At 59.5% G+C, this 25,592-nt stretch carries 24 protein-coding genes; 5 read left to right on the forward strand and 19 right to left on the reverse strand.

Annotated features, from left to right (window positions below):
• Window positions 1–205: 205 nt before the first annotated feature.
• The 6 genes from CYD26_RS22180 to CYD26_RS22205 all read right to left on the reverse strand — a co-directional run bounded on the left by CYD26_RS22180 (window position 206) and on the right by CYD26_RS22205 (window position 7,820).
• Window positions 206–670, reverse strand: coding sequence for an SRPBCC family protein (locus tag CYD26_RS22180; protein WP_102053679.1), 465 nt, complete (start codon window positions 668–670; stop codon window positions 206–208).
• Between the two features lie 30 nt (window positions 671–700).
• Complete coding sequence (locus tag CYD26_RS22185) at window positions 701–4,153, reverse strand: amino acid adenylation domain-containing protein (protein ID WP_102053680.1); 3,453 nt, start codon at window positions 4,151–4,153, stop codon at window positions 701–703.
• Window positions 4,150–5,097, reverse strand: a complete 948-nt coding sequence (locus CYD26_RS22190; RefSeq protein ID WP_102053681.1) for a diiron oxygenase — start codon at window positions 5,095–5,097, stop codon at window positions 4,150–4,152. Before CYD26_RS22190 ends, CYD26_RS22185 begins: the two co-directional genes overlap by 4 nt.
• A complete protein-coding gene (locus CYD26_RS22195; protein ID WP_102053682.1) occupies window positions 5,094–5,870 on the reverse strand; it encodes a DUF3050 domain-containing protein in 777 nt (258 codons plus the stop codon). The genes CYD26_RS22190 and CYD26_RS22195 overlap by 4 nt, the downstream gene beginning before the upstream one ends.
• 599 nt (window positions 5,871–6,469) lie before the next feature.
• A complete protein-coding gene (locus CYD26_RS22200) occupies window positions 6,470–7,048 on the reverse strand; it encodes a thioesterase domain-containing protein (protein WP_102053683.1) in 579 nt (192 codons plus the stop codon).
• A 79-nt stretch (window positions 7,049–7,127) separates the two neighbouring features.
• Window positions 7,128–7,820, reverse strand: coding sequence for a GntR family transcriptional regulator (locus tag CYD26_RS22205; protein WP_065761599.1), 693 nt, complete (start codon window positions 7,818–7,820; stop codon window positions 7,128–7,130).
• Window positions 7,821–8,158: 338 nt separating this feature from the next.
• Between CYD26_RS22205 and lapG the strand changes: the two genes are divergently transcribed.
• Both lapG and lapD read left to right on the forward strand, forming a co-directional pair.
• Window positions 8,159–8,821 carry a cysteine protease LapG gene (gene lapG, locus CYD26_RS22210; RefSeq protein ID WP_065761604.1) on the forward strand — a complete coding sequence of 221 codons (663 nt, stop codon included), beginning with the start codon at window positions 8,159–8,161 and terminating at the stop codon, window positions 8,819–8,821.
• A gap of 9 nt (window positions 8,822–8,830) precedes the next feature.
• Window positions 8,831–10,777, forward strand: coding sequence for a cyclic di-GMP receptor LapD (lapD, locus tag CYD26_RS22215; RefSeq protein ID WP_102053684.1), 1,947 nt, complete (start codon window positions 8,831–8,833; stop codon window positions 10,775–10,777).
• A 21-nt stretch (window positions 10,778–10,798) separates the two neighbouring features.
• On the opposite strand, the gene CYD26_RS22220 is transcribed toward lapD, so the two are convergent.
• The 3 genes from CYD26_RS22220 to CYD26_RS22230 form a co-directional block, all read right to left on the reverse strand.
• Window positions 10,799–11,437, reverse strand: a complete 639-nt coding sequence (locus CYD26_RS22220) for an NADH:ubiquinone oxidoreductase subunit N (protein WP_065761601.1) — start codon at window positions 11,435–11,437, stop codon at window positions 10,799–10,801.
• 63 nt (window positions 11,438–11,500) lie between these two features.
• Window positions 11,501–11,740 (reverse strand): DUF2789 domain-containing protein, encoded by a 240-nt coding sequence (locus CYD26_RS22225; protein WP_065761602.1) that lies wholly within the window; start codon window positions 11,738–11,740, stop codon window positions 11,501–11,503.
• 62 nt (window positions 11,741–11,802) lie between these two features.
• The gene (locus CYD26_RS22230; RefSeq protein ID WP_102053685.1) at window positions 11,803–12,261 is read right to left on the reverse strand and encodes an aminoacyl-tRNA deacylase; all 459 of its coding nucleotides are present in this window, start codon (window positions 12,259–12,261) and stop codon (window positions 11,803–11,805) included.
• 138 nt (window positions 12,262–12,399) lie between these two features.
• Here CYD26_RS22230 and CYD26_RS22235 point away from each other — a divergent pair, with 138 nt between their 5' ends.
• Both CYD26_RS22235 and CYD26_RS22240 read left to right on the forward strand, forming a co-directional pair.
• Window positions 12,400–13,767 carry a nodulation protein NfeD gene (locus tag CYD26_RS22235; protein WP_102053686.1) on the forward strand — a complete coding sequence of 456 codons (1,368 nt, stop codon included), beginning with the start codon at window positions 12,400–12,402 and terminating at the stop codon, window positions 13,765–13,767.
• Between the two features lie 2 nt (window positions 13,768–13,769).
• Window positions 13,770–14,519: a slipin family protein gene (locus CYD26_RS22240; protein WP_065761859.1), complete on the forward strand. Its 750-nt coding sequence runs from the start codon at window positions 13,770–13,772 to the stop codon at window positions 14,517–14,519.
• 5 nt (window positions 14,520–14,524) lie between these two features.
• Here the strand turns inward: CYD26_RS22240 and CYD26_RS22245 are convergent, their stop codons facing one another.
• From CYD26_RS22245 to CYD26_RS22270, 6 genes are all read right to left on the reverse strand, one after another.
• Window positions 14,525–15,970: an efflux transporter outer membrane subunit gene (locus CYD26_RS22245; RefSeq protein ID WP_102053687.1), complete on the reverse strand. Its 1,446-nt coding sequence runs from the start codon at window positions 15,968–15,970 to the stop codon at window positions 14,525–14,527.
• Window positions 15,967–16,842, reverse strand: coding sequence for an HlyD family secretion protein (locus CYD26_RS22250; protein ID WP_102053688.1), 876 nt, complete (start codon window positions 16,840–16,842; stop codon window positions 15,967–15,969). The genes CYD26_RS22245 and CYD26_RS22250 overlap by 4 nt, the downstream gene beginning before the upstream one ends.
• Window positions 16,839–17,051 carry a DUF1656 domain-containing protein gene (locus CYD26_RS22255; RefSeq protein ID WP_065761862.1) on the reverse strand — a complete coding sequence of 71 codons (213 nt, stop codon included), beginning with the start codon at window positions 17,049–17,051 and terminating at the stop codon, window positions 16,839–16,841. Before CYD26_RS22255 ends, CYD26_RS22250 begins: the two co-directional genes overlap by 4 nt.
• Window positions 17,048–19,138, reverse strand: a complete 2,091-nt coding sequence (locus tag CYD26_RS22260; RefSeq protein WP_102053689.1) for an FUSC family protein — start codon at window positions 19,136–19,138, stop codon at window positions 17,048–17,050. Before CYD26_RS22260 ends, CYD26_RS22255 begins: the two co-directional genes overlap by 4 nt.
• The gene (locus CYD26_RS22265) at window positions 19,135–19,587 is read right to left on the reverse strand and encodes a MarR family winged helix-turn-helix transcriptional regulator (RefSeq protein ID WP_102053690.1); all 453 of its coding nucleotides are present in this window, start codon (window positions 19,585–19,587) and stop codon (window positions 19,135–19,137) included. Before CYD26_RS22265 ends, CYD26_RS22260 begins: the two co-directional genes overlap by 4 nt.
• A gap of 92 nt (window positions 19,588–19,679) precedes the next feature.
• Window positions 19,680–20,498, reverse strand: a complete 819-nt coding sequence (locus CYD26_RS22270) for a tetratricopeptide repeat protein (RefSeq protein ID WP_102053691.1) — start codon at window positions 20,496–20,498, stop codon at window positions 19,680–19,682.
• 205 nt (window positions 20,499–20,703) lie between these two features.
• On the opposite strand from CYD26_RS22270, the gene CYD26_RS22275 reads away from it, so the two are divergent.
• A complete protein-coding gene (locus tag CYD26_RS22275) occupies window positions 20,704–21,714 on the forward strand; it encodes a YafY family protein (RefSeq protein ID WP_102053692.1) in 1,011 nt (336 codons plus the stop codon).
• Between the two features lies 1 nt (window position 21,715).
• Here the strand turns inward: CYD26_RS22275 and CYD26_RS22280 are convergent, their stop codons facing one another.
• The 4 genes from CYD26_RS22280 to CYD26_RS22295 are packed head-to-tail and all read right to left on the reverse strand — an operon-like array spanning window position 21,716 to window position 25,407.
• Complete coding sequence (locus CYD26_RS22280) at window positions 21,716–22,582, reverse strand: ABC transporter permease (RefSeq protein WP_102053693.1); 867 nt, start codon at window positions 22,580–22,582, stop codon at window positions 21,716–21,718.
• A 16-nt stretch (window positions 22,583–22,598) separates the two neighbouring features.
• Entirely contained in the window at window positions 22,599–23,462 is an 864-nt protein-coding gene (locus CYD26_RS22285; protein WP_102053694.1) for an ABC transporter ATP-binding protein, read from the reverse strand.
• A 5-nt stretch (window positions 23,463–23,467) separates the two neighbouring features.
• Window positions 23,468–24,487, reverse strand: coding sequence for an ABC transporter substrate-binding protein (locus tag CYD26_RS22290; protein ID WP_102053695.1), 1,020 nt, complete (start codon window positions 24,485–24,487; stop codon window positions 23,468–23,470).
• 20 nt (window positions 24,488–24,507) lie between these two features.
• Window positions 24,508–25,407 carry a TauD/TfdA family dioxygenase gene (locus CYD26_RS22295; protein ID WP_102053696.1) on the reverse strand — a complete coding sequence of 300 codons (900 nt, stop codon included), beginning with the start codon at window positions 25,405–25,407 and terminating at the stop codon, window positions 24,508–24,510.
• Between the last annotated feature and the right edge of the window lie 185 nt (window positions 25,408–25,592).

The raw sequence follows: 25,592 nt of genomic DNA on the forward strand, positions 1-25,592 counted from the left end.
GCAGTGAAACGATGCATCGCCGATGGTAGTGTGGGGTTTCCCCATGTGAGAGTAGGTCATCGTCAAGATTAAATTCCAAAACCCCAGTCTGCGCGGCAGACTGGGGTTTTGTCTTTTCTGGGTCTGTACTCTGCTGTATGCAAGCTACAGAGATTGGTTGCGGTAGGGGCATGACGTACGGTCACGCCCCGCCCGGGGCTAGTGCTCAGGTGAGCAGGTTGCGGACATTGCTCATGGCGTTATCGGCAAAGCCCTGTAGAAAGGCCTGGAACGCTGGTAGCGCTTCGGCACCACCTTCATGAGGCTCTGCCTGGATAGTCCAGGTCGCGCGACTGTGCTGCTCTCCCAGGGCCTCCACCTGCATGGCTGCCCAGAGGTTGCCAATGTTCAGGCTGGTGTAGATCAGGCTCCAGGTCATGCACATTGCTTGGTCGTCGTGTGAGTTGAGTTGCTCGATGACCACATTACCGTCCTTGAACAGCTTCTTGCGTACGGATCGCACACCACTGCCGGTCATATCGATATGTGCCAAGGCAGGGATGAACACCGGGAAGCCGGCGAAGTTACCAACGATGTTCCAGACGCTGGTGGCGGCGGCGGAGATCTCGACGCTAGAAACAACGCGGCAGCCATCGGGATTGTGGATCAGGGTGTCAGGTTGCAGTTGCATGGTTGTGTACTCCTGTTTGGCTTGGGTGATTCAGATGAACTGGATGTCCTGGAGATAGCGGCAGCCGCGTTGCAGCAGCGCCGGGTTTTTTGCCGGGTAGCGCTCGCCCATGCGCCACACCCCTTCGCGGGCGTTGTCATGGTCGATGCGTGAGGTATCGCCGATGTCTTCCTCAAAACCGTTCAGGTAGAAGCCGAGCACCTCGAACAGCGCGTTGTCGCAGTCGACCCGCTGCAGTTGCTGCTGCCACTGCTCGACCTCGACCAGCTCAAAGGGCCGCCCAATGTCACGGAACGACGCGACATAGGCTTGCCAGCTCAGTGGCTCGGGATTGTGCAGGTTGAACACCGCCTGCTCGGGTCGGTAGCGGCTGGTGTGGAAGGCGATAAAGCGGGCGAGGAAGTCCACTGGCATCAGGTCGAAGTTGAGCTCCAGTGCTGGCACCTGGCCCAGTTGCAACGACCCTTTGAGCATCAGCATTAAGCGATTCTTGTGTGGCTGGCAGACACCGTTACGGCTGTCGAAGGTGATGTTGCCCGGCCGGTACAGATTGACCCAGGCACCCTGCGCCCGTGCCCGTTCCAGGATCCGCTCGCCGACCCACTTGCTCAGGTTGTAGCCGTTGCGGATGTAGATCGGTGGCGTTTGTGCCGGTGGTTGCTCAAGCACCTTCCCGTCATCGTCGATGGCACTGCACGCTGAGAGCGTTGAGACAAAGTTGAAGATCTTTTTTCGTTGCCCTTCGCACAAGCGCAGGCAGGCAAACAAGGGCTCGACGTTGTCTACAGCCAGAGCCTGATAATCGAGCACATGATTGACGTGTGCGCCGTTGTGGATCAAAGCCCCGTAATGGCGGTCAAGGTAGTCGTAGTCCGCCTCATTAAGTCCAAGCTTCGGTTGGCGCAGGTCGGCTTCAAAAACCCTCACGCGGTTCAGGTCCAAGCCTTGTAGCTGGTTCTCGGTCACGGCCTGAGTAAAACGTTCCTCCGCTGAGTGGGTTGCGTTACGTCTCACAAGGCAGGCCACTTCGCTAGCGCCCCAGTCCAGGAGGGCCTCGACGATATGCACACCAAGGAAGCTGTTGGCACCGGTGACGATGACCTTGTGTACATCGCCAAGGCAGTCTATTGGTTGCACCTGAAGGTCTAGCGCACGTTCAGCATCGGACCGTGCTTGAGGGTCAAGCGTGCTGGTCTCGTTATCTTCGTCGCCCAGCAGCATTGCCATGCGTTGCAAGGTTGGCATTTCGATAAAACGGTTGATTGGGATACTGCGACCAAACGTTTCGCGAACTTCCAATAGCAGGCGCGACAACAGAATCGAATGACCACCCAGGTTGAAGAAACTGTCGGTGCAGGAGATATGGTCTGCGGGCAACTCCAGTAGCGCGCTCCAGATCCTGAGTACACGCTGTTCACAATCGTTTCGCGGTGCCACATGGGTGTTTTGCGGCCCCAGTTGAACAGGGCGCGCACGCAGGGCCTGACGGTCTATTTTGCCGTTGGCCGTATAGGGCATGTTTGGCAGTTCCTGATAGAACGCTGGACACATGTAATCAGGTAGTTGCTGCTCGGCGTATCTGCGCAACGCCACCTTGGCGTCTGCCTGCCGTGGCTGGGCAGCAAAAGCCAGCAAGCGGCGTTGCTGATCGACCACGACGGCAACCTGACGGTAGAGCTTGCTGGCACGCAGGCAATGCTCGACCTCTTCCGGCTCAACGCGGAAGCCGCGGATCTTTACCTGATTATCCCGGCGACCGCAGATTTCGATACCGTGCTCCGTCCACTTGCCCACATCGCCCGTGCGATAGACGCGCAGCTGTCTACCGTCGGGCAGGTCCAGCAGCAGAAAGCGTTCGGCGTTTAACTGCGGATTACCCAAGTAACCTAGGCCCACGCCCGGTCCTGCGATGTACAACTCACCTGGTGTTTGCTCGACCACGGGTTGCAGGTGTTCGTCGAGAATGAAAACTTCGCAGTTGGCGATGGGGCGACCCAAGTTGCGGTTGTTGTCCCGGCAGGCGAATACACGCGTAGTTGCCAGTACGGTGGTTTCGGTTGGCCCGTAGATGTTGTGGAAACAGCACTGTTCGGCCAGGTGCTCGATTACTTCTGGTTCGCAGACATCGCCACCGGTTATCAGGTGGTTCACGCCCCTCATCTGCTTCAGCGGCAGGATGCTCAGTAAAGCCGGTGGCAGAAAGGCATGAGTGACAGCTTCTCGCTGTAACAGCTCAAGCAGGCGTTGTGGGTCACGCCGCTGGTCTTCATCAGGGATGACCAATTCGGCGCCACAGGCCCACGTAGGCAGGATGTCCAGTAACGATGCATCGAAGTTGATGGTCGAAAATTGCAGCACTCGGCTGTGTGCCGCGAGTTGCACATGCTCGGCATACCAATGCTGGAAGTGGCTCAGGTTGCGTTGGCTGAGTAGAACCCCTTTTGGGTGGCCGGTGGTACCTGAGGTGTAAATGGCCACACTGGGTGCTTCGCTCTGTGCGCGTATGCGTATCAGGCTGGACAGGGGCGTTTGCGGTGCCGCGGGTAATTGGCTCAGATCCAGTGTGGGTAGGCCCGCCCGGTTGGGACTGAAGCTGGCATCGTGAATCAGCAGTGCTGCGCCGGCATTGTCGAGAATGTACTGAAGACGCTCGGCAGGGTGGTTGGGGTCCATTGGCAGGTACACCGCTGCGCAGCCCAATACGGCGAGCAAACTGGCGTAGAGCGCCAGTGACTTGGGCAAGCAGATGGCGATCACTGGTGGTTGAGCCCAGTGCGCTGGCAGGTGAGGGATCAACTGCTGTTGAATGGCCAATGCCTGAGCGTGCAACTGGGCATAACTGAGACGATGACCATTCAGGTTCAGCGCCGGGTTATCGGCAAAGACCTGAAAACTGCGCTCCAGCCGTTCGATGACAGGCACATCCGCGCGCTTGAGTAACTGTTCATTTCGGGTGCTATTGAAGAGATGAACAAATGCCAGTTGTTCCAGCCACATCAGGCCGTGTTCATGGGCGAACTGAGCACCACTGATGGTGGGCGTTTCAAGCAAGTAGTCGGGGTTGCGCGAGAGGCGCCCGACCTGCAGCGCAACCAGTGACTGAAGGCGGGCAATGGCTTGCAGACGCAGTTGCTGACCATTGCCTGAAGGCTCCATCGGCAGCACTTCGTGCGCAATCAGCCGTTGGGCTTTGCGGCTGCCTGTCCAGCAGCGCAGCTCCAGGCCCGGCAGCAGGCCCCGTGTGTCAGTGCTGCTACCCAGCCGCAGGCTCAGGAAGGTGCAACCGGAAACACCTGTTTCTGCAGCATACGGAAGGGGCAAGCTGCCATCTTCGATGACCAATTGTGGAGCCACCTGTAACGGCTGCTCTGGTCTAGACAGATCTGTCGCCAGGTAAAGGACGTGACCATGTTGCTCCAGCTCAGCGTGCAGTGCAGCCAGTGCCGGGCTGGTGCCTACCAGTAAAATATCGAGGCGTTTCATGACGGTCTCCTTGTCTCGACGTGGTAATCGGCCAGCGCGTGTTGCACGCACGGCGAGTCGAGCATTGAGCTGTTGCGGAAAAAGCGCAGGATGTTGCCCAGTAGTGGGTGTTGCTGATTGATCGGATAAACCATGCTCAGCACCTCCTCGTTAAGCGCTGTGCGCACGCGTTCAGACACCTGAAGGTGTTTGATCACGTTGAAGTCGAAGGCCTTTTGGATATCGTTGGTGAGGTACTGGCGAATGAACACCGGCAGTATTTGGGCGATACAGCTACGGTCCTCTTCCGGTGCGCTCTGCCAGTAGAGGCGTACCAGCCGCGCCCAGAACGTCGAATGACGGCCTTCGTCGAGCAGGTGATCCGCCATCAGGCCCTTGATTGATGGCTTGACCGTGTCGTCGCGGGCAAAGGCCGCCACATCGTTGGTCAGCGTGTTCTCGGCGATAGCCACGCAAATCAGTTCAAGCGCATCTCGCAGGTGTTCTGGCACCAGAGCCAGGGCCGCCGGAATAGCGCGGCTCAGTTCAATTTCGTTGGGTAGATCGATCGGCTCAATGCCGGTCAGCGCCACGGTCTGTTGCATGAAATCCATTGCCACCAGAGCGTGGTAGTCCTCATCAACGACCACCGTCATGGCGTCGTAGCGGCAGGCAAAAGGAAAGCGGATCGCGAAGCGGTTCTTGGCAATGGCGCGTGCTGTGCGGTCGACGATCTCGGTTTCGAAGATCACTACATCGTTGATGAACTTGTAGAGACTTTGCACCAGCACGAAGTCGCGCCATTGCGAGCACTCGCGCATGAACGTGGCACCCAGCACCAGTGGCTGACGGCTCAACGGATAAATCAGTCGGTCGTCGTTCTCCAGTATTCGCCGTGGGCGGGTGCGTATCGTTGCTCGGTCTTCCCAGACCGTAGCGAACGACTGGTAGTCGATAGCACTCATACGCTGGCCTCGGCAGTTTCAGCGTGCATCGCGTCACGCAGGCGGTCCCAGAGGGCAATGCGACTCTCCACTGCAGCAATGGCAGCTTCATACATCTCGCTCTCATGTCGGGGGTCGTTGTTTACTAACCGCGCGAGCAACTGCTCGGCTGCTGGCCCGTGGTCTTCCGAGTCCACTTCGATATGCCGTTGCAGGTAGTAACGGAAGGTCGGGGCCTGTTCTGCAGTAATTCCCCAATCATCCAGAATTCGCTGGAACATTCCTGGAATCACGCTTTCGCGGCCATGCAGGAACGCTGCTGCGACTGCATGGGCGGGGGCATTCATGGCGGTTTCGAGGGTGTTGCAGACGAACTGCTTGGCGGCATCGCTGGCAGCGACACGGCCCAAGGCACTGGCATAACCCATGCCCTCGCGCTGCAGGCGCACGAACTGCTCGATAGCGAGCGTGCTGGCGCCGACTTCGCGCATGGCGTCCAGATACAGCTCAAAGTGGCTGTAATGACCGTGCACCAGCCGGTTATCGGACTCCTCGCCTAAAACGATTTCATTGATCAGGCGAGCCGCCTTGGGGTCAGCGGGTGGTAACCAGGGTAGTTGTACACAGGTCAGTTCTTGTTGTAGCCGCTTGGTGAGTGACATGAAGTCCCAGACGGCAAAGACATGGGTTTCCATGAACCGTTGTAACACGGGTAATGAGTCTATTTCGGCGAAGATGGGGTGCGCGGCAAGTACCGCCTTCTTTTCACTGAGTAAATATTTGAGTGGGGTCATGATGGTTCCTTAATTGGACAATGTTGTGAGTGGGGCATGAATTGTTTTCTTCAGGCCGAGCGAGGCCGTCGAACGAAAAGTCCGATAATGGCGATCGCTGTATATAAGCCCGTCGTGGCTTTATTCAGGCCCTTGTGGGCCCACAGTGCCAACGTTCATGCAGTTGGCAGGGAAAAAACTAAAGCAACTTCAAAGTTGTCTGCAAGTGTTTTTTAAATTAATTAATGGTGCGCTTATTATTTGCAAATAAGGTCTTCTATAAAACTTTTAAGTTAAGTTTTATTTAGATGAGTGCGATCCTTTCGATGCAGTTGGATCGAAATAAAGTTATTGAGCGATTGTTTCGCTCGGCGCACTGATGTGGTGGGGAAGTTACATATGAACTATGAGGGGCGGCTGATCGGTATCGGTCCTTGCCCGTGGTCGAACTCCTTCTGTTGATCCATAACGCACAGACGACCAGGTCCACCCTTGGCGATCAGCGGCCGTCTGCTGCTAAGAGTGTGCTCAAAATGGCGGCACTGCCATGTCTGGCTGCCGGCCTGGAGGAAAAGGAGGTGTAAGAGGGGATGTCGTTGATGGGTGACAGCGAAGCAGGATTAGAGGCTGAGCAGCCCCAAGTGGGTATTGATGATTTGCATCAGACGCTGCTGCAGCTTCGGATCGTCGAGTTGCGTGCTGGGCAACTCGATCAGTTCCAGCTCACGGCAAATGTAGTCTCGCCAGCCCAGTATGCGTTTCAGACTGCCTGGCGGATAAAGTGCAGTGACGGGTACTTGAAGGCTATGCGCGGTCTGGCATGGCGAGGTTGCTGGGCTATCGCACATTGAAACGAACAGATGACGGGTCAAGCGCGGACTGACGTGTTGCATTCGCTTGGCGATCTCGAAGGCCAGGTGCGCGCCGTCATTATGACCAAACAGCGCATGAGGTCGGCGTAGGTAGACTTGCAAGCGCTCAAACAATTGCTCGCAAAGGTCCTCAGTGCCAGAGCCGCCCGCGGTAGCACCGTAGCCTGATACATCTATTGGCGCCAGCTCAATGTGATCGTTCAGGTCGTTCTGCCAGCGCTGATAGTGCGCCAGGCTGCTCGCGCTGTTGGCGAAGCAGATCAGCACAATTGAGCCGGGCTGTGCGCACGGTAGGGGCGTAAGCTGTTGTGGCGTGTGGGCGTGCACTGCATTTCCTTGCGCTCAAGACTTCCCTGAAGCAGTACTGCAGCCCCGCGCCAGTCTCTGTAAGGCGCAGGCTGCTGGATCAATCGTTTCGCTGCTTGCTCAGGTAGTTTTTCATTGTTACGGCGGCTTTGTTCAAGTGCTTCTGCAGAATACTGACGGCCTCTTCAACGGCTTTGTCATTGGCCGCTTCCACTAACCCGCGGTGGTCATCCTGGGTCAGTTTGCCCAGCCCCATGGACGAAAGATGGAAACGCAGGAAGCGTTCTTCTTCATTGAGTTCGTTTTCAATCAGGCGCAGCAGTTTCTGGTTGGGTGCCTTGTGGTAGAGAGACATGTGAAACAGGCGGTTCAGACGACCGATCTCTGCATATCGGGTTTCGGTCTCCAACAGTTCGATGTAGTGACGTGCCTGCGCGATATCGTCGGCATCAAGCAGTGGGATCGACTGGCGTAACGCCTCAGCTTCCAGAATGACCCGTAGCGCATAGGTGTCCACCGCATCCTCACCGATCAACGGTGCAACCACGGCCCCCTTATGGGCTACCACCTGCAACAATGACTGTGCTTCCAATTGGCGTAATGCCTCGCGAACGGGCATGCGGCTGACGCCGAACAACGTTGCCAGTTCCTGTTGGCGCAAGGCCACTCCGGGTGCGAGTCGCCCTTCGATGATGGCGCTGCGCAGCCGTTCTTCGATCACACTGCGAGCGAGATGCGGCGGAACCTGCTCGCCACCGAGTATTTCACTCAAGAGTTTGGACTTTTCGGCCACGCGGACTCTACCCTGATGTCGGTGTGCTTTTTTGGATCTTGGATCCAATCTACACTAGTGATTGAAAATTTACTTGTCAAACCGGCTGTGAACCACAGCGACAACACTTTATGCGGCCCTGCAACAAGTGCGCTGTTGCCGATTCAACGACTATCGTGAATGAAGTTTTTGCCCAAGGGAAGCGGACAGAATGCCGGTATTTTCTGGGTAGTTGCACAGTAATAGCAGTGTGATCTCAGTCGGCCATTGTTTTTTCATCGAGCAAGTCGCACCATCCGGTTCCCTCAGGTCTGCACGGGTTATTCGCATTGGCGAAACGTTGGGCTTTTCATCTGATCATGCGCCGGTTTGGTCTGGCCTTGCTGCTTGGCTGCATGTTGCTGGGCGGCTTGCGTGCGGACTGGGATTTCTCCCAGATCAGTCGACGAGCTCAGGCCTTGTACGGCCCACTGGGGGCAGGCCAAGGGCGTATCGATGCCTGGCAACAGTTGTTGGCTACGCAGAAGCAACTGAGTGAGGTCGAGCGCCTCAATGTGGTCAATCAGTTCTTCAACCGTCAGCTGCGCTATGAGGAAGATATCGACCTTTGGCGTGAAGTGGATTATTGGGCTACCCCAATCCAGTCGCTGATCAAGGGTGCCGGTGATTGCGAGGACTATGCGATTGCCAAGTATTTCAGCTTGCGTCGGCTTGGAGTTCCCAGCGAAAAGCTGCGTATTACCTACGTCAAGGCGCTGCGCCAGAACCGCGCGCATATGGTTTTGACCTATTATTCGAACCCAGACGCCATGCCGCTGGTACTGGATAGCCTGATCGATGCGATCAAGCCCGCCAGCCAGCGTGCCGATCTGTTGCCGGTCTATGCATTCAACGGCGAGGGGCTCTGGCTGGCGGGGGCCAAGGGTAACAAGAAGGTCGGCGATACCAAGCGTTTGTCCCGTTGGCAGGATCTATTGAAGAAGATGCAGGCCGAAGGTTTCCCGGCCGAGCCGGTTTACTAAGGAGCGTAGATGTCACTGTTCAAACAATTGTTGCTTGCCATCTGCCTGTTCCTGGTGGTCGCCTTCACCGGCAGTTTCATGGTTAGTCTGGAGAGCTCGCGCAGTCAGTACGTCAACCAACTGCGCTCGCATGCCCAGGATGCGGCGACGGCGTTGGCATTGTCGCTGACACCGAACATTGATGACCCGGCAATGGTCGAGTTGATGGTCAGCTCGATATTCGACAGTGGTTACTATTCCAGCATCCGGGTAGTAGACCTGACCTCTGACGCCCTGTTGGTTGAGCGCCATGCCGAGCCGGAAGCTGGCAGCGTGCCACGCTGGTTCATCCGTCTCATAGGCCTGGAGGCTGCGGGCGGCGATGCGATCGTCAGCCGGGGTTGGCAGCAGGCGGCGCGTGTCGAGGTGGTCAGTCACCCGATGTTCGCCCTGGCCAAGCTCTGGCAGAGTGCATTGGGTAGCCTGGGTTGGCTGCTGCTCTGTGGTGCGCTGAGTGCATTGTTGGGCGCGATGTTGTTACGTCGCCAACTCAAGCCGTTGGACTATATGGTTGCCCAGTCCCAAGCCATTGCACGGCGAGAGTTCCTGAGCTTGCCTGAACTGCCGCGTACACCTGAACTGCGTCGCGTTGTCCAGGCAATGAACCAGATGGTCGATAAGCTCAAGGCGCTGTTTCTGGAGCAGACCGAGCGCAGCGAGAAACTGCGGATTGAGTCATACCAGGACAGCCTCACCGGGCTGGCCAACCGCCGCTATTTCGAGATGCAACTCAACGCCAAGGTCAGTAACCTGGAAGAGGCGCGAGCGGGCTACCTGCTGTTGCTGAGGGTCAAGGATCTGGCGGGGCTCAACCAGCGTTTGGGTGGGCAACGGACTGATCAGTTGCTGCAAGCGGTGGGGCAGCAGCTGAAACGTGCCTGTGCCAATTACCCGGAAACCAACAACCTGATTACCCGCAGCCGCGGCGGCGAGTTCGCCGTGCTGGCGCCGGGCATGGTGCATGAAGAGGCCGTGCAGTTGGCGCAGGCGCTTGAGGTCACGTTGCAGAGCCTTAGTGCGACCGGTGCGACCGACGTGAGCACGGTGGCCTGTATCGGCCTTGCGCCTTACAGCCCGGGTGATGACCCGCAGGCACTGTTGAAATTGGCTGATGAGGCCCTGGCTCGCGCCGAGGCCCAGGTTGAGCCGAGTTGGGTGTGCCTTGAGCAGGGTACTGCGCCGCAAACAGGCGATACCCATCATGGTTGGCATACCTTGCTGGATGATGCTTTGAGTCAGGGGCGTTTCCAGTTGTTCTTCCAACCGGTTGTGGCATCGGAAGACCTTGAGCGTGTACTGCATTACAAAGTGTTGTCGCGCTTGCTCGACGCTCAGGGTCAGACCATCGCTGCCGGTCGCTTTCTGCCTTGGCTGGAGCGCTTTGGCTGGTCGGCGAGGCTCGACCTGTTGATGTTGGAACTCGTGCTCAAGCAAATGGGTGACCACGGCTACGCCTTGGCGCTGAACCTGTCGGCGGCAACCCTGGCTGATCCAAAAGCCTTGCAGCGGGTCTATGAGTTGTTGGGGCAGTATCCGGCATTGGGCCAACGTCTGACGCTGGAAATCGGGGAAGAGCAGTTGCCCGAGCAGTCCGTGCTGGAGCAATTGACCCGACGCCTTCGCAGTCTGGGTTTCAGCCTGAGCCTGCAGCGCTTTGGCGGGCGCTTCAGCATGATCGGTAACCTGGCGAATCTGGGGTTGGCCTACCTGAAAATCGACGGCAGCTATATTCGCGCCATTGATCAGGAACAGCACAAGCGTCTGTTCATCGAGGCGATCCAGCGCGCAGCACACAGTATCGACTTGCCGTTGATTGCCGAGCGCGTTGAAACCGAAGGTGAGCTCAATGTGCTGCGTGAAATGGGCATTCAGGGTATTCAGGGGCAATTGGTCGGCGAACCGGCACCCTGGAAGTAGTGCTGCGGCGGGGCGAGTACGCTAACGGTACTCGCCTTCCAGCTCGTCGAGTTGGTGATCAAAGCTGCGCAGGCGCGCTGACCAGGTGTACACCAGCACTTCCAGGTCGCGGTTGAGTACTGCCGCACCCCGTCCCGCACTTTGCTGCGAATCGCACAGGTCCAGTTGATAGCGCTCACGGGCCATCGCGGTGGCCACACTGGAGAGCTCCCGAGCATTGTTCAGCCAGTGCCAACGGGAGTCCTGGATTTCCTGGTCAAGCTCGCGGCACTGGCGCTTCAAGGCTTCCAGGCTTTGCTCCAGTGGCGTGCCCTCCAGTTCGCCCATGACCTCCTGAAAGGTCCGTCCGGGTTGCCAATAGCTGCCCCAGAAATAGCGGTCAAAGACGGTCTCGACGCGGCGCAGCGCCACCTTGGTGTTCCAGATGGCAACCAGTGTGCGGCCCTGAGCCAATTGGCGCTTGCGCGTTTTCAACTGCTGCCAGGAGGTCCAGGCCAATGACGTCAGTGCCATTGCCGCGATCACGGCAGCGGCGCCGAACAGGAACAGTTCGGCCTCTGCCAGTTCGTAAGCGTCGCGTATGCCATAGAAATAACCGGCGGTGAGCAATATCAAGGCGGTTACCGCGCACCAGAAGCCGGGTGCATAGGGATCTTTCATTGGCGCTGTCCCCGTGTTGTTGTTTTGAGCATAGCAACGCCACTCGCCGATATCCGTTGCCGCTCAGCGCATTTTTCGCAGTGCCAGACTGAGCTGGTCGATCACTTCGGCCCAGTCGGCGTCCTCAAGGATTTCATCGCGCAAAAAATCGCGTTGCGACGCTGTCCAGAACAGCGCATCTGCGAGCGCTATATCGGATTTCAGGGGGGAGTGGCTGGTAATGAACTGGTCAATGCTCAGCGCATCGTCAGCCAAGCCCAATTGTTTGAACAGTGAGGGAAGGCTATGGGTAGTTGATTCCATGGTTCGCTCCTTGGGCCAGGCAGACTAATGACAGTGCCCGCCTGGCGGTGGGTTGGAGATCATCAGCAGACCTCGCGTACTTCGGCCTTTGGCACCAGTTTCAGGTACTGATCCATGCTCATGTGAACCAGATAATCGTGGTTGCCTGCTTCCAGGTAGATATCGCCCTGACGGGTCAACGTCGGGTCGAGCAGCATTTTGATTTCGTAGGCATCGCCCAACGCTGGAATGGCGCCGCGCTCACAGTCGCCGAACAGGTGTGGCAGGCCACTTTCTCGGGTCAGTTGCCAAGGGCCGGTGGCGCGCACCTTGCTCATGTCCAGATGACGGTTGGCCGGTAGTACAGCCATCAGGTAGTGCCCGCGACGGTCGTCGAGCATGACTGATTTGGCGACCCGCTCGGCGGGGACACCTGCAGTGCGTGCAGACTCAAGGCTGGTCGCTGAGTGTGGGTGAGGAACGATGTCGTAATCGCAGCCGGCCGTGTCCAGGCGCTGCTGCACGGTTCTTGCCATACGCATGATGCACCTCCAGGCCCAGTCCAGGCGTTATGCCATTACAGGCCTCGGTTAGTTTGTCCCCCTGTGGAAAGTTTAGGCGGTGCTGTTGTGGGTTGCCGGACTAAACTTAATTCACACATACAAGCCAGGTGTGACCGGGTGAACGCTCGCCGCTGGTGGCGCATGCTTCTGCTGCTGATGCTCGTCGTTATGTCGAGGGGGCAGGGTGCGCCTGGTAGCCCGGTGCTGCTCTTGCGTGTAGACGATGCCATTGGTCCGGCTTCTGCCGACTATCTGGTGAGGGGGCTGGCCCAGGCTCAGGCATTGAGTGCTCAACTGGTTGTGATTGAGCTGGACACCCCGGGTGGCCTGGACAGCTCGATGCGTACCATTATCAAGGCGATCCTCGCCAGCCCGGTACCGGTGGCCACCTTTGTTTCGCCCAGTGGGGCTCGGGCGGCTAGCGCGGGTACCTACATTCTCTATGCCAGCCATGTCGCGGCGATGGCCCCGGGAACCAATCTTGGTGCGGCCACACCGGTGCAGATTGGCGGCGCACCGGGCGCGCCGCCCGCTGCCCCCAGTAGCGACAAGAAGGCGCCCTTAGATCCTGGCGACACCCTGCTCCACAAACAGATCAATGATGCCGCCGCTTACATTCGCAGCCTGGCGCAATTGCGCGGGCGGAATGTCGAGTGGGCGGAAAAGGCCGTCCGTGATGCGGTCAGTCTGCCCGCCAGCGAAGCGTTGCGGCTAAAGGTGATCGATCGTGTGGCCACTGATATGCCAGACCTGTTGCGCCAACTCGATGGCAAGAGCCTTGAGGCTGCAGGCCAGGCCGTCGTGTTGCAGACCACCCAGGCGCCGCTGATTGAGCGCCAACCCGACTGGCGTACCCGACTGCTGGCGGTCATCACCAGCCCCAGTGTGGCGCTGGTGCTGATCACCGTCGGTGTCTACGGGCTGATGTTCGAGTTCATGAACCCGGGTTCCGGTGTAGGCGGCGTGGTGGGTGGCATCTGCCTGTTGTTGGGTTTGTACGCGTTGCAGTTGTTGCCGGTGAACTATGCCGGCGTTGGCCTGATCATGCTGGGGCTGACATTCATGATTGCAGAAGCGTTCTTGCCCAGCTTTGGGGTCATCGGCTTTGGGGGTATTGCCGCGTTTGTGGCGGGCGCTGTCATTCTGATGGACACCGATGTGCCCGGCTTTGGCATTCCCTTGCCTCTGATACTGGGGTTGGCCCTGCTCGCAGCGTTGTTGTTGAGCGGGTTGATCGGTATGGCGCTCAGGGCCAGAAGGCGTGCACTGGTCAGTGGAGATGCCGGCCTTGTGGGTAGCGTGGTGAGGGTCACCGACGTGCAGGCCACAGACCCTTGCATGGGCTGTGTACAGGCCCAGGGCGAGCAGTGGCAGGCACAGTGCCAGACGCCTTTGCACGCCGGGCAGCGAGTTCGGGTGGTGGCACGCAACGGCGTGCTGCTGGAGGTTAGTGCTGCCGCCGAACAACCGGCGCAAGGAGAGTGAGCATGTTCCTGCAACTGGGTTTTGCTGCGCTGTTTGGGCTGATCATGCTGCTGTTGTTTTCAGCCTTTCGCATTCTGCGCGAGTACGAACGCGGCGTCGTGTTTCAGTTGGGCCGGTTCTGGCAGGTCAAAGGGCCGGGGCTGATTCTGCTGATTCCGGGCGTGCAACAGATGGTCAGGGTCGATCTGCGAACCGTGGTTCACGACGTACCGCCCCAGGATGTGATCACCCGCGACAACGTCTCGGTCAAGGTCAATGCGGTGCTCTACTTCCGTGTGCTGGATGCCCAAAAGGCAATCATTCAGGTCGAGGACTACTTCGCCGCTACCAGCCAACTGGCCCAGACCACCTTGCGTGCGGTACTGGGCAAGCATGAACTCGACGAACTGCTGGCTGAGCGCGAACGGCTCAACCTGGACATCCGTCAGGTGCTTGATGCCCAGACCGATGCCTGGGGCATCAAGGTGGCAAACGTCGAGATCAAGCATGTCGACCTGAATGAGTCGATGATTCGCGCCATAGCCCGTCAAGCTGAAGCCGAGCGTGAGCGACGGGCCAAGGTGATTCATGCTGAAGGCGAATTGCAGGCGTCAGAAAAGCTCATGCAGGCTGCCGAAATGCTGGGGCGCCAGTCCGGCGCCATGCAACTGCGCTATATGCAGACCCTGGGCAGCATTGCCGGGGACAAGTCATCCACCATCGTCTTCCCGCTGCCGTTGGAGCTGTTCAAGGGGATGATGGATAAAACCTGAGGGCATCAGTGTGCTGCCGAGGGTTGCGCGGCGCGTGCATCACCAGTGCCTTCCCAGCCCCCACCCAGCGCGAGGAACAACCCGATCTGTCCCAAGGCGACCTGAGTGTTGGCAGCCGCCAGTTGGGCGCGCATATCCGTATAAGTGCGGGTCGCCTGCAGGTCGGCAAGGAACGACGCGCGACCGGCCTGATAGAAACGATGCGTTTGATCTGCAGCCAACTGCGCCGAGCGTTCGGCCTCTGCCAAGGCATCACGCCGCTCCAGCAGGGCGCTGTACTGGGCAAGGCTGGTCTGGGTTTCGCGGATGGCGTTGAGCACCACGCCATCAAAGCGTGCCAGGGCGGCTTGGGTCGAGGCCTCGGCTTCGCGGATACGTGCCCGAGTACCGTTGGTCGGTACGTTCCAGGTCAACAGCGGACCAAAACCCCAGCGATTGGTTGCCGGTGTACCGAGGTTTTCCAGAATACCGATGGTGCCAACTTGAGCGCCAATGCTGATGTCCGGATACAGCTGGCCGGTGGCGACCCCGATGGTGGCGGTGGCGGCTGCTAGGCCACGCTCGGCCTGGCGTACATCTGGGCGTCGCTTGAGCAGCGCGGCCCCATCACCTACGGGTAATAACTGGGCAATGTGGGGCAGTTCGGCACAGGTTGCGGTGCCGGCCGGTAGCTGGTCGACAGGCTTGGCCAGCAGCATCGAAAGGGTAAACAGACCGGCTTCGCGTGCTGCCTGATAGCGCGGCAGTTCAGCGCGCAGGGATTTGAACTGGGTCTGCGAGCGCGTGACCTGGGTTTCGTCGCCACGCCCGGCATCGCGCAGGCGTTGGGTCAGGCTCAGGCTTTGCTCCTGCAGGTCCAGTGAGGTCTGGGCGATGTGCAGCTCTTCGTTGGCGGCACACACCTGGGTATAGGCGCGCACGACGTCGGCGACCACTGTGATTCGTGCCGTATCAGCGGCGGCCTGGGTTGCGTCGGCATTGGCCTGGGCTGCTTCTACACCGCGCTTGAGGGTGCCCCACAGGTCGAACTGGTAGGACGCACTAAGGATCGCTTCGCCAATATTGGCCACGGGCACTTTTTCCGGCAGCAGGAACGCCTCGCCGGATTCTTGCAGGCGCTGGGCGCCGAGTTTCGTTCCGGCGTGAAAGCCGCCCTGAGCCTGTGCTTCCTCGACTTGGGCGCGGGCCCGGGCGATATTCGCGGCAGCTACGCGCAGCTCGGTGTTGGCAGCCAGGGCGTCGCGCACCAAGTGGTCAAGGCGATCATCGCGATACAGCTGCCACCAGTTGCCGGGCACTGGTGCGGAGACCACGCTGTTCGCATCGTTGCGCAACGTGCCTTGCAGGTCACTGCGGTTGACCGCTGCGTCCTTGGGCAGGTGGTAATCCGGGCCGACCATCTGGCAGGCCGATAGCACCAGGCTGATGCTCAGCAATGCCAACCGCTTCATTGACCGCTGCCCTCGATGATGGACACTGTGGCCGTGCGCCCGGCGATCATGCGGAAATCATCCGGCACCTGATCGAAGGCGATGCGTACGGGGATGCGCTGGGCCAGGCGTACCCAACTGAATGCGGGGTTGACGTTGGGCAGCAGGTTCGCGCCACTGCTGCGGTCGCGGTCTTCGATACCGGCGGCGATGCTCAGTACATGGCCACGCAGCCGTGTGTTGTCACCCATGACGCGAATGTCCACTGCCTGGCCAACCTTGATGCCGGAAAGCTTGGTTTCCTCGAAGTAGCCGTCGACGTGGTAAGAATTGCTGTCCACAACCGACAGTACAGGGCGCCCGGCACTGACGAACTCGTGTACGCGCGGGGCTCGGTCGTTGAGGTAGCCGTCCACCGGGCTGCGCAGTACCGAGCGGTCGAGGTTGAGCTGCGCCGCATCGACTGCCACCTGGGCCTCGGCCAGAGCCGACTGCGCCCGTGCCTCGCGTGACTGGCTCTCTTCCAGTTGCTCTTGGGCGACCAGGTTGCCCAACCCTCGATTACGCTTGGCCTCACGTTGCGCCTGGGCCAGGGTTTCCTTGCGCTCTGCCAAGGTGGCCTGGGCCTGGCGCAAGGCCAGGCGGAAGCGGTCCTGATCAATGGTGAATAGCACATCGCCACGTTTGATCACCTGGTTGTCACGCACGCTGACCTCCTGGATCAGCCCGGACACGTCAGGCGCGATCTGGATCACATCGGCGCGGGTGTGCCCGTCACGGGTCCAGGGCGCGAACATGTAATACAGCACCATCTGCCAGACCAGTACGGTCGCCAGCGTCACAACCAACAGCGTCAGGACCATGCGTCCCAGGGTCAATAGAGGTTTCTTCATGGCAGCATCAGGCTTCGAAAAAAATGATCTACCGTACCGAGCAGTACGGCGTAGAGGGCGACGTTAAACAACGCCCGGTGCCAGACCAGGCGATAGAAATGCACGCGTGTCAGCACGGCATGCAGGCCGAGAAACAGCAGGTATGTTCCCAGCATCATCACGAGCAGCGTGGGCAGGAAAACCCCGCTGATATCCAGGTCACCGATCACAGGGGCGCTCCGTCGATGCCATAGGGCAATTGAGGTGGGTTTGCAGCGGGATCAAGCATGACTTCCACGCCTGGCAGCAAGGCCAGACGCAAACCGCTCAAGGCATGCAGCAAATGCAGACGGGCATCGGCGTGTTCGGCCATGCTCTGCACGTTAAGCGCCTGGCGAGCGCGCTCCATGCTGGTCAGCAACAGTTCAGGCGGGTGCAGGCGACGGCGAGCGTCCAGGCAGGCCTGGAAATGCGCGCCCACTTCGGTGACGACCTGTTCAAGTTGCGCTCGAGCCTGGGCTGACGCACGGGGCATATAGGCCAGCAGGTCGAGCAGGTTCAGGCCAACCCGCAAGTCACGCAGGGCACCGCTGGTGTCCTGTCCGGTCTGGCCGAGGCGTGGCAGGTGCTGCATCAGGCGGTCGAGCATTTGCACGCCCAGCCTGCGGTGCTCGGCCAAGGTGGCTGGAAGGGTCATGCCGACGATGTCGTGCCAGCTAAACCGCGTTAGCCGCCGGGCGGCGTGCTCGACACCGAACGGGCGCATCACCAGGGTCCAGATGAAGGCGAACAACAGGCCTGCGGGGCCCGCCAGGTTGGCATTGATGAAGGTCAGAAAGTCGGCGTCGTAGGCCCCTTGGATGCTGATGAACGAGGCCGTATTGACGATGGTCAGCAAGGTGCCCAGATAGAAGCGCGGCTGGACGGTCAGGGTGCCGACGCAAATGAACGGGATCGCGAAGGCCAGTACCAGCATCGGGAAGTCATGCAGGTTGGGCAGCACCAGAAACAGGTAAAGGCTGGCAAACACCACCGACAGGGTGGTCCAGAAGAAAAACCGATAAATCTGTGGTGCCGGGTCGTCCATGGCGGCGAAGAAACTGCAGGCAACCGCTGCCAGAATGACTGCGCTGGCGCCATCGTTCCAGCCCAGCAGGATCCACAACGTCGTGGCGGCAATGATCGCGGTCACGGTCGAGAACACCGAGTAGAGCATCAGGCCGCGGTCAAAAAACGGTGTCAGCCGGCCCAACCGCCAGTGTCGATAAACGGCGTGCCAAGGCGAGAGGTCCTCGGTCCGAATGGCCTGTTGCAGCGTGCAGCAGTCTTGCCACAGATCGACCCATTCGGTGAGACGATACAAGGCATTGGAAAGCAGTAGCATGGGCCGCTCGTCCAGCGCTGCGGCGTCGGGTTGCAGGTTTTCCAGCCGGGTGCGCAAGGCTGACCAGCGTGCTGGTGAGGCTGATTCGGCGGTGGCTTGCAGCCAGTCGCGGGCCTCCAACAGCACGGCTTGAAGGTGTTCAGCTTGGGCCGGGGCGCGTTTCTCAAGTGCCAGCAGTGCGTCGTCCAGTGCGTCGAGTACTGGCAGCAGGTGAATCATGCGACCACGCAGCTCGCGGGCGTTCTTTACGGTTTGTGGGCGTGCGCCCTCATGGGCCAGTTGGCCGATCATCATTTCCAGCGAGTTGAAGGTCGCGACCATCGAGGCGCGCAAGGTGCTGACGGTTTCGGTCGAGGCCTGCCGGGCGAGGAACGTGTCACTGTACCGACGGGCTTCATTGAACCAGTTGCTGGTCGTGCCCACCACTACAGGGGCCAGTCGGCGCGGCCAGAACACTGCCCCGACCACCGCCGCGCAGACTATGCCCAGGCAAATCTCCTGGGCCCGTGAGGACGCGATATCGAATACGGCCAGCGGGTTGTCGACCACAGGCAGGGCAATCATTGGCAGGGTGTAGCCGGCCAGCATCAGGGTATAGCTGTTAGCGGTGCGCAGGTGCATGGAAAGGAAGAGCAGGGTACCGGTCCACAGCGCGATGGCGATCGTCAGCAGCACCGGAGCCTGTACCAACAGGGGCACCAGAAAGACGGCCCCGGCCGCGCCGAGCAGGGTACCCATGGCCCGGTACAGGGCTTTTGAGCTGGTTGGCCCGACGAATGGGCTGGATACGATATAGACCGTGGCCATGGCCCAATAGGGCCGTGGCAATTGCATGAGCAGGGCGATATACAGTGCGATCATCGAGGCAGCGAAGGTTCGTACCCCGTAGAACCAGTCGCGCGCAGGCGGCATTGAGCTGAAAAAAGTACTCATGCGGTTTGCCCCGAGGCGCGCTGTGCCGCCTCTTCAAAGGCCCTTAATACCCGCAGAGTCGCCTCAAGATCCGCTGCCGGAAGATCCGCCAGTACCTCTCGGCGCAAGCGAACCAGTTCGCCCTCGATGGCTTCGGCCAAGGCTCGGCCACTGGTGGTCAGGCTCAAGGCTTTGGCGCGGCGGTCGAGGGGATCTTCGCTACGGCAGACGAAGCCCGCGCTGCACAGTTGGTCGAGCAGCCTCACCAGGGAGGGGCTTTCCAGTCCGGCCGCCTGGGCGACCTTGACCTGATGAACGCCGTCGCCCAGGCGCACGATCAATAGCAGCGGCACCGCGCAGGCTTCGGAGATACCGTAACCAGCCAGCGTGGCCTGGCAGATCCGTCGCCAGTGCCGGCCGGCTGCCACCATACCGCTGCTGATGTTGAGTTGCAGTGCGTCGAGATTCATTGGAGGGCGGTCACGCGGATATTCATAGTTTGCTAACTATCAATATACTTCGACCACCACCCCCGACGTCAAGAGGCGCTTGCTCAATGGTTTCAGTAGCGCACCTGGTCCTCCAGCTTCATGCTCAACGCCAAGGGGCTGCCCAGGCCAATGGCCTGATCGCGCCAGAACAGGTAGCGCAAGGTGTCGTTCGACAGGCTGAAATGGACAGCCAGTTCCTCCGCAGCCTGTACCACCTTGGCGACTGCGGCGAGTTCCAGCCAGTACAACGCAGCCTTGGTGTCAGTCTCGACCTGTTGGCCATGCAGCAACCGATAACCGATTTCAAAACGGCAGCGTGCATCGCCGCGTTCGGCTCCGCGCATGAACCACTGGTAGGCGCGCTGCAGGTCGACTTGCCACTCCTGCACATGGGTATCGCAGACCTCTTCCTCGTAAAGGTCACCGAGTGCCGCTGCAGCATGGTCCAAACCACGCTCGAAGGCATGCTGGTAGTACTCGGCTGCACAGGCGTAGCTCACCATCACGCCTTTGCCGAAGTAATGTTGCTGGGCCAGGTTAAACCATGCTGTCGCATTGCCCTGCAAAGCGGCCATGCGCAACAGGTGGCCGGCCAGTGTCGGATCCGCTCGCCAGTACTTGCCATTGAGCCAGATCCAGCCGAGGTCATTGAGTGCCGAGATGCTGCCCTCCAGCGCCTGGTTGCGCAGGTCGGTATACACCGCCTGCAGGTCGGCGGCCTCATCAAGGCTGTTTATCAGGCTGAAACTGTCACCCAGCGCGGCACGCTGGCTGGGCATGCCAACCCCGGCATAGAGGCGCGACAAGTGGCCGGTACGTCCGGGGGCTGGCGTGATGCGCGTGGGCAACAGGCGCTCTAGCAAGGGATAGATATTGCTGACAGCAGACATGTTCATCCTCATTGAACCACCCGCAGTACCGAGAGCGGGGGTGATGGGATGTGATTCTGCGCAAGGCAACGACAAAACCTGTCGCGAACAATCATCGTGAAGCGATTCAACAGCTCTTCCTTGATCTGGTTGAATAAATGGCCATTTGCCATATCCGTTGGCGGGCGCCATGCTAGTGCGCAAGTCTAGACAAGGACGCACCCTTTTGCCCTCTGCTACCACCCGCGCCACACTCAGCCGCCAATGGGAACTTTTGCGCCAGCTACCCAGCCGATCCCCCGGCATCACTAGCGCAGAGCTGGTCGCCCGATTGCAGGACGCTGGCTTCACCATCAGCAAGCGCAGTATCGAGCGAGACCTCAACGAACTGTCGTTGATCTTTCCACTGGAGCGCAACGACAAGAGTATTCCCTATGGGTGGCATTGGGCGGCAAACGCCTGTGTCGAACTGCGCGGCTTGAGCATCAGCGAAGCCTTGAGCCTGGCGTTGGTCGAGGAAGCGGTACGGCCACTGCTACCGGGGAGCATGCTCAAGGTGCTTGATGCGCGTTTCAGTCATGCTCGGCAAAAACTTGAGCACTTGTCCGGTGCGAACAAGGCTGCGCGCTGGCTGGACAAAGTCGCCAGCGTTCGCCCCGACATGAACATGCAAGCGCCCGAGGTGCCCGACAGCATTCTGGAAACGGTGCAGAAGGCATTGTTGGAGGAGTATCAGTTGAAGTGCCAGTACTACTCGGCACATAACGACAAACTCAGCGAAATGACTCTCAACCCGTTGGCGTTGATTCAGCGCGGTCAGGTCAGCTACCTGATTGCCCGAGCGGATCCCTACAGTGATATTCGCCAGTTTGCGGTTCATCGCTTTCGCACGGTCAGTATCCTCAGCAGTGCCACCGAAGGTCTCGAGGATTTCGACCTGCAGGTTTACCTGCGCAGCGATGCCCTGCAATTCGGGCAGACCGATAAAATCGAGCTGCAAGCCTGGGTGAGCGACAGTTTGGCGCGCTTGGTACGTGAAACGCCGCTGTCGGCGGACATGAGCCTGGCCCCGTTGGCACATGGGCATCTTCTGAGGGCGACGGTCAGCAATAGCTGGCAGTTGCGCTGGTGGTTGTTGAGCCAGGGCGATGGCTTGATCGTCGAGCAGCCGATCGGCCTGCGCCAGCAAATTGCTGAAACCCTGAGCAAGGCCGCCGCCCAGTACCAAACGGCATGAATTAGCGCTGCATACCCCAGCGCTTGATGGTGACCCGTTCCAGGCTATTGAATACCAGGCTCTCCACCAACAGGCCGATCAGGATGACCACCGCCAGGCCGGCGAATACCTTGTCGGTGTACAGCTCGTTGCGGTTCTGAAAAATGTACCAACCCAGGCCACCCTTGCCGCTGGTCGCACCGAAGACCAGTTCGGCGGCAATCAGGGTGCGCCAGGCAAAGGCCCAACCAATTTTCAGCCCTGAAAGAATCGACGGTAGCGCGGCTGGAATCAGGATATGCAGGACCAGGCGCAAGCCGCGCAGGCCATAGTTGCGTCCGGCCATGCGCAGGGTTTCCGATACGCCGAGAAAGCCGGCATAAGTGTTCAGCGCCAGCGCCCAGAGTACGGAATGTACCAGTACGAAAATCAGGCTGTTGTCGCCCAGGCCGAACCAGAGCAGCGCCAAAGGCAGCAGGGCGATGGCGGGCAAGGGGTTGAACATTGAGGTCAAGGTACTGAGCAAGTCGCGGCCGAATTGTGTCGACACTGCCAGGCTGGTCAGCCCGAAGGCCAGGACAATGCCCAGCAGGTAGCCCTTGAGCAGCACGATCAACGAGACGCCGACCTTGGCCAGCAGCTCGCCGCTGGCCAGGCCATCGATCAAGGCGCGGGATGTCTGGACAAAGCTGGGCAGGAGCAGGTCGTTGGCCTGATAACGGGCAACAGCTTCCCAGGCCAGGGCCAGTAACAGCAGGATCAGCCCTTTGCGCAAACTGCTGTGTTGCCAGAGTCGCTGGGGCAGTGGAAGCTCACGTTCCAATGGCACGCTGAGCAGCGGCTCCAGGGGGACTTCATACTCCTGGCGCACAATAGGAGGGGTAGCCATGCGAGTGAACTCCAGGTCAGTAGGCGATGCGAACATCGGCGAAATCAAGATCAAGTACTTGATCTTGCGCCTGATCTTCCTCAAACAGCAGTCGATGGATACGTTGTGCCGAGGCCTGGAACTCACGGCCGCCCAGACTATGCAGCCCGTACTGATGGCTGTGCACTTCGGCGCGCACCCGTCCTGGGTGCGGTGACAGCAGCAGAATGCGGTTGCCTACCACCAACGCTTCTTCGATGGAGTGGGTGACGAACAGCAGTGTGAAACGCACCTCCTCCCAGAGCAGCAACAACTCTTCCTGCATCTTGCGCCGGGTCAGCGCATCGAGTGCGGCGAACGGTTCGTCCATCAGCAGGATCTTCGGTTGCATCGCCAGTGCCCGTGCGATGGCCACCCGCGCTTTCATGCCGCCGGACAAGGTGTGCGGGTAGGCGTCGGCAAAGGCTGCCAGGCCAACTTTTTCCAGGTAGTGCAGCGCGCGCTGCTCGGCCTCCTGACGCGGCAGCGTGCCAGAGACCTGCAACGGGAACATGACGTTCTGTTTGACGGTTTTCCAGGGTGGAAGCTGATCGAACTCCTGGAACACCACAATACGGTCGGGACCAGGCCCTTTGATGACCTGATCTTGCAGACGAATCGTCCCTTCCTGAGGCTCAATGAAACCGGCCACCGCCTTGAGCAGGGTCGATTTACCGCAGCCTGAGGGGCCGAGCAGGACAAAGCGGTCGGCCTTGTCCACTTCAAAGCTGACGTGGTGAGTGGCGCGCACCACGCGTTGCGCAGTGCGGTACTCGAGGCTGACGTTATCCACGTGCAGCAGAGGCGACGTGGGCACGTCGCGCAGGTTGCTGACCGTGTGGCCTTGCAATTGGGCGTTCATGCGTTTCAGCTCCCTTGCAGAGGCTTCTCATCCTGGAAGAAGTAGTCTTTCCAGGATTCGGGCTTGTGCTTGATGGCGCCGACGCGATAGAGAAATTCGGCCAGTGGGTAGGTGTTTTTCGGCGTGACGCTGAACTCGTATTGAGGGTTGTCGATGATCTTGAGCAGGGCCTCGCGGTCGATTTTTGCCTTGGTCACCCGAATGTAGGTGTCGGCGGCGGCAGCCTTGTTGTTCTGGGCGAAGTCTGCCGCTTCGGCCAGCGCTTCAACGAACGCTTTATAGGTCTTGGGGTTGTCCTTGCGGAATTTCTCAGTCGCAAACAGTACGGTTGGCGAGTTCGGGCCGAGCAGGTCGTAGGTGTTGAGCACCACATGCACATTCGGGTTGGCCAGCACCTGATCCTGGAACGGCGGGTTGGAGAAGTGCGCATTCAACTCGGTGCCACCGGCCAGCAGGGCTGCGGTGGCATCAGGGTGCGGAACCGCCAGGGTGAATTTGTCCAGGCGGGCATACTCCTTGTCACCCCATTGCTTGGCTGCCGCGTACTGCAGAAAACGCGATTGCACTGAAACGCCCACTGCCGGCAGGGCGATGCGGTCCTTTTCGCTGAGGTCGGCAATCGTCTTCACATTCGGATTACTGCTGACCAGGTAGTAGGGGAAGTTGCCGAGTGAGGCGACGGCCTTGACGTTCTGTCGACCCTGGGTGCGGTCCCAGATGGTCAGCAACGGACCGACGCCGGCCCCGGCGATATCCACCGAGCCGGACAGCAGTGCGTCGTTGATGGCTGCACCGCCAGAAAGTTGGGTCCAATCGACCTTGATGTCGACTCCCTGTGCCTTGCCGTGCTTTTCGATCAACTGTTGATCACGCACCACATTCAGTAGCAGGTAGACGATACCGAATTGTTCGGCGATGCGAATTTCGCCTTCGGCCTGTGCGGCGGCCGGGGCCACCAGGCTTCCGGCGATCAGGCTAAGACCCAGGCCGATACTGGCCGCGAGGCGGCTGATAGCGTTACTCATGCTGTGCTCCTTGATCGGTCTTAGAAGGGCGCGTCGCCCTGAATGGTGGTGCGGTACAACTTGCGGCGCAGGTGGCTCGGGCAGCCGGTTGCCAGGTGAATCAGTGAGCGGTTGTCCCAGAACACCAGATCGCGGGGCTGCCATTGATGGCGGTAAATGTTGTGTTCCAGCACGCTGTGGGCATACAGCTCGGTGAGAATCTGGCGGCTTTCGTCTTCCGGCAGGCCGATGATTCGGGTGGTGAAGCCCTCGCTGACAAACAACGCCTTGCGACCGTTCTCCGGGTGCGTGCGGACGATCGGGTGAATCACTTCCTGTACCTGTGCCAACTGCTCGGCAGTCAGGGTTGGGCGCCAGTTGCTTTCGAACTTGGTCTCGCTGTAACGCGCGGTATAGGAGTGTGCGGCGCTGCGCCCCTCGACGGCCTTGCGCAGGGCCTCTGGCAGGTCGTCCCAGGCTTTGTGCATATCGGCGAACAGGGTGTCGCCGCCTTCGCGGGGCAGTTCCTGGGCATGCAGCATCGAGCCGAGGCTGGGGAGTTCCTTGTACGACAGGTCTGAATGCCAGAACTTGCCAGCATCGCCCAGGCCGATGTTCTGCCCGTTCTCGACAATGTTGGAGACAATCAGGATTTCCGGATGCCCGGCCAACAGGAACTGTTTGAGCACATGTACTTGCAGTACGCCAAACCGGCGGCTGAAGGCGACCTGCTGTTCGGGCGTGATGTGCTGGTTACGAAAGACCAGCACGTGGTGATCCAGATGAGCCCGGTGGATGCGGGCAAACGCTTCGTCGTTGACCGGCAGGCTCAGGTCAAGGCCGATGATCTCGGCACCTACTGCGCCGGCAAGAGGACGAATTTCGAAGGTTTGCTGCTGTGCGCTGTCGTGTACCGACAAAGCGATTGAGGCTGCTGACATAGTGCTCTCCCACGCAGTGCGCGCCCAAGGGTGCGCGCATCGATCAGAAACTCACGGCTGTTCCGTGTTGGTTCGTGTCGTGCGGCGCACCGATTGGTCGGCATGTACGCAGGGGATTAACTATATTGCTATAAGAGATTTAATTTAAATATCTTTATTGAATAAGCATATGAGTGAGCAGCGGC

The organism is Pseudomonas sp. FFUP_PS_473 (assembly GCF_002858665.1).
Classification (GTDB): Bacteria; Pseudomonadota; Gammaproteobacteria; order Pseudomonadales; family Pseudomonadaceae; genus Aquipseudomonas; species Aquipseudomonas defluvii.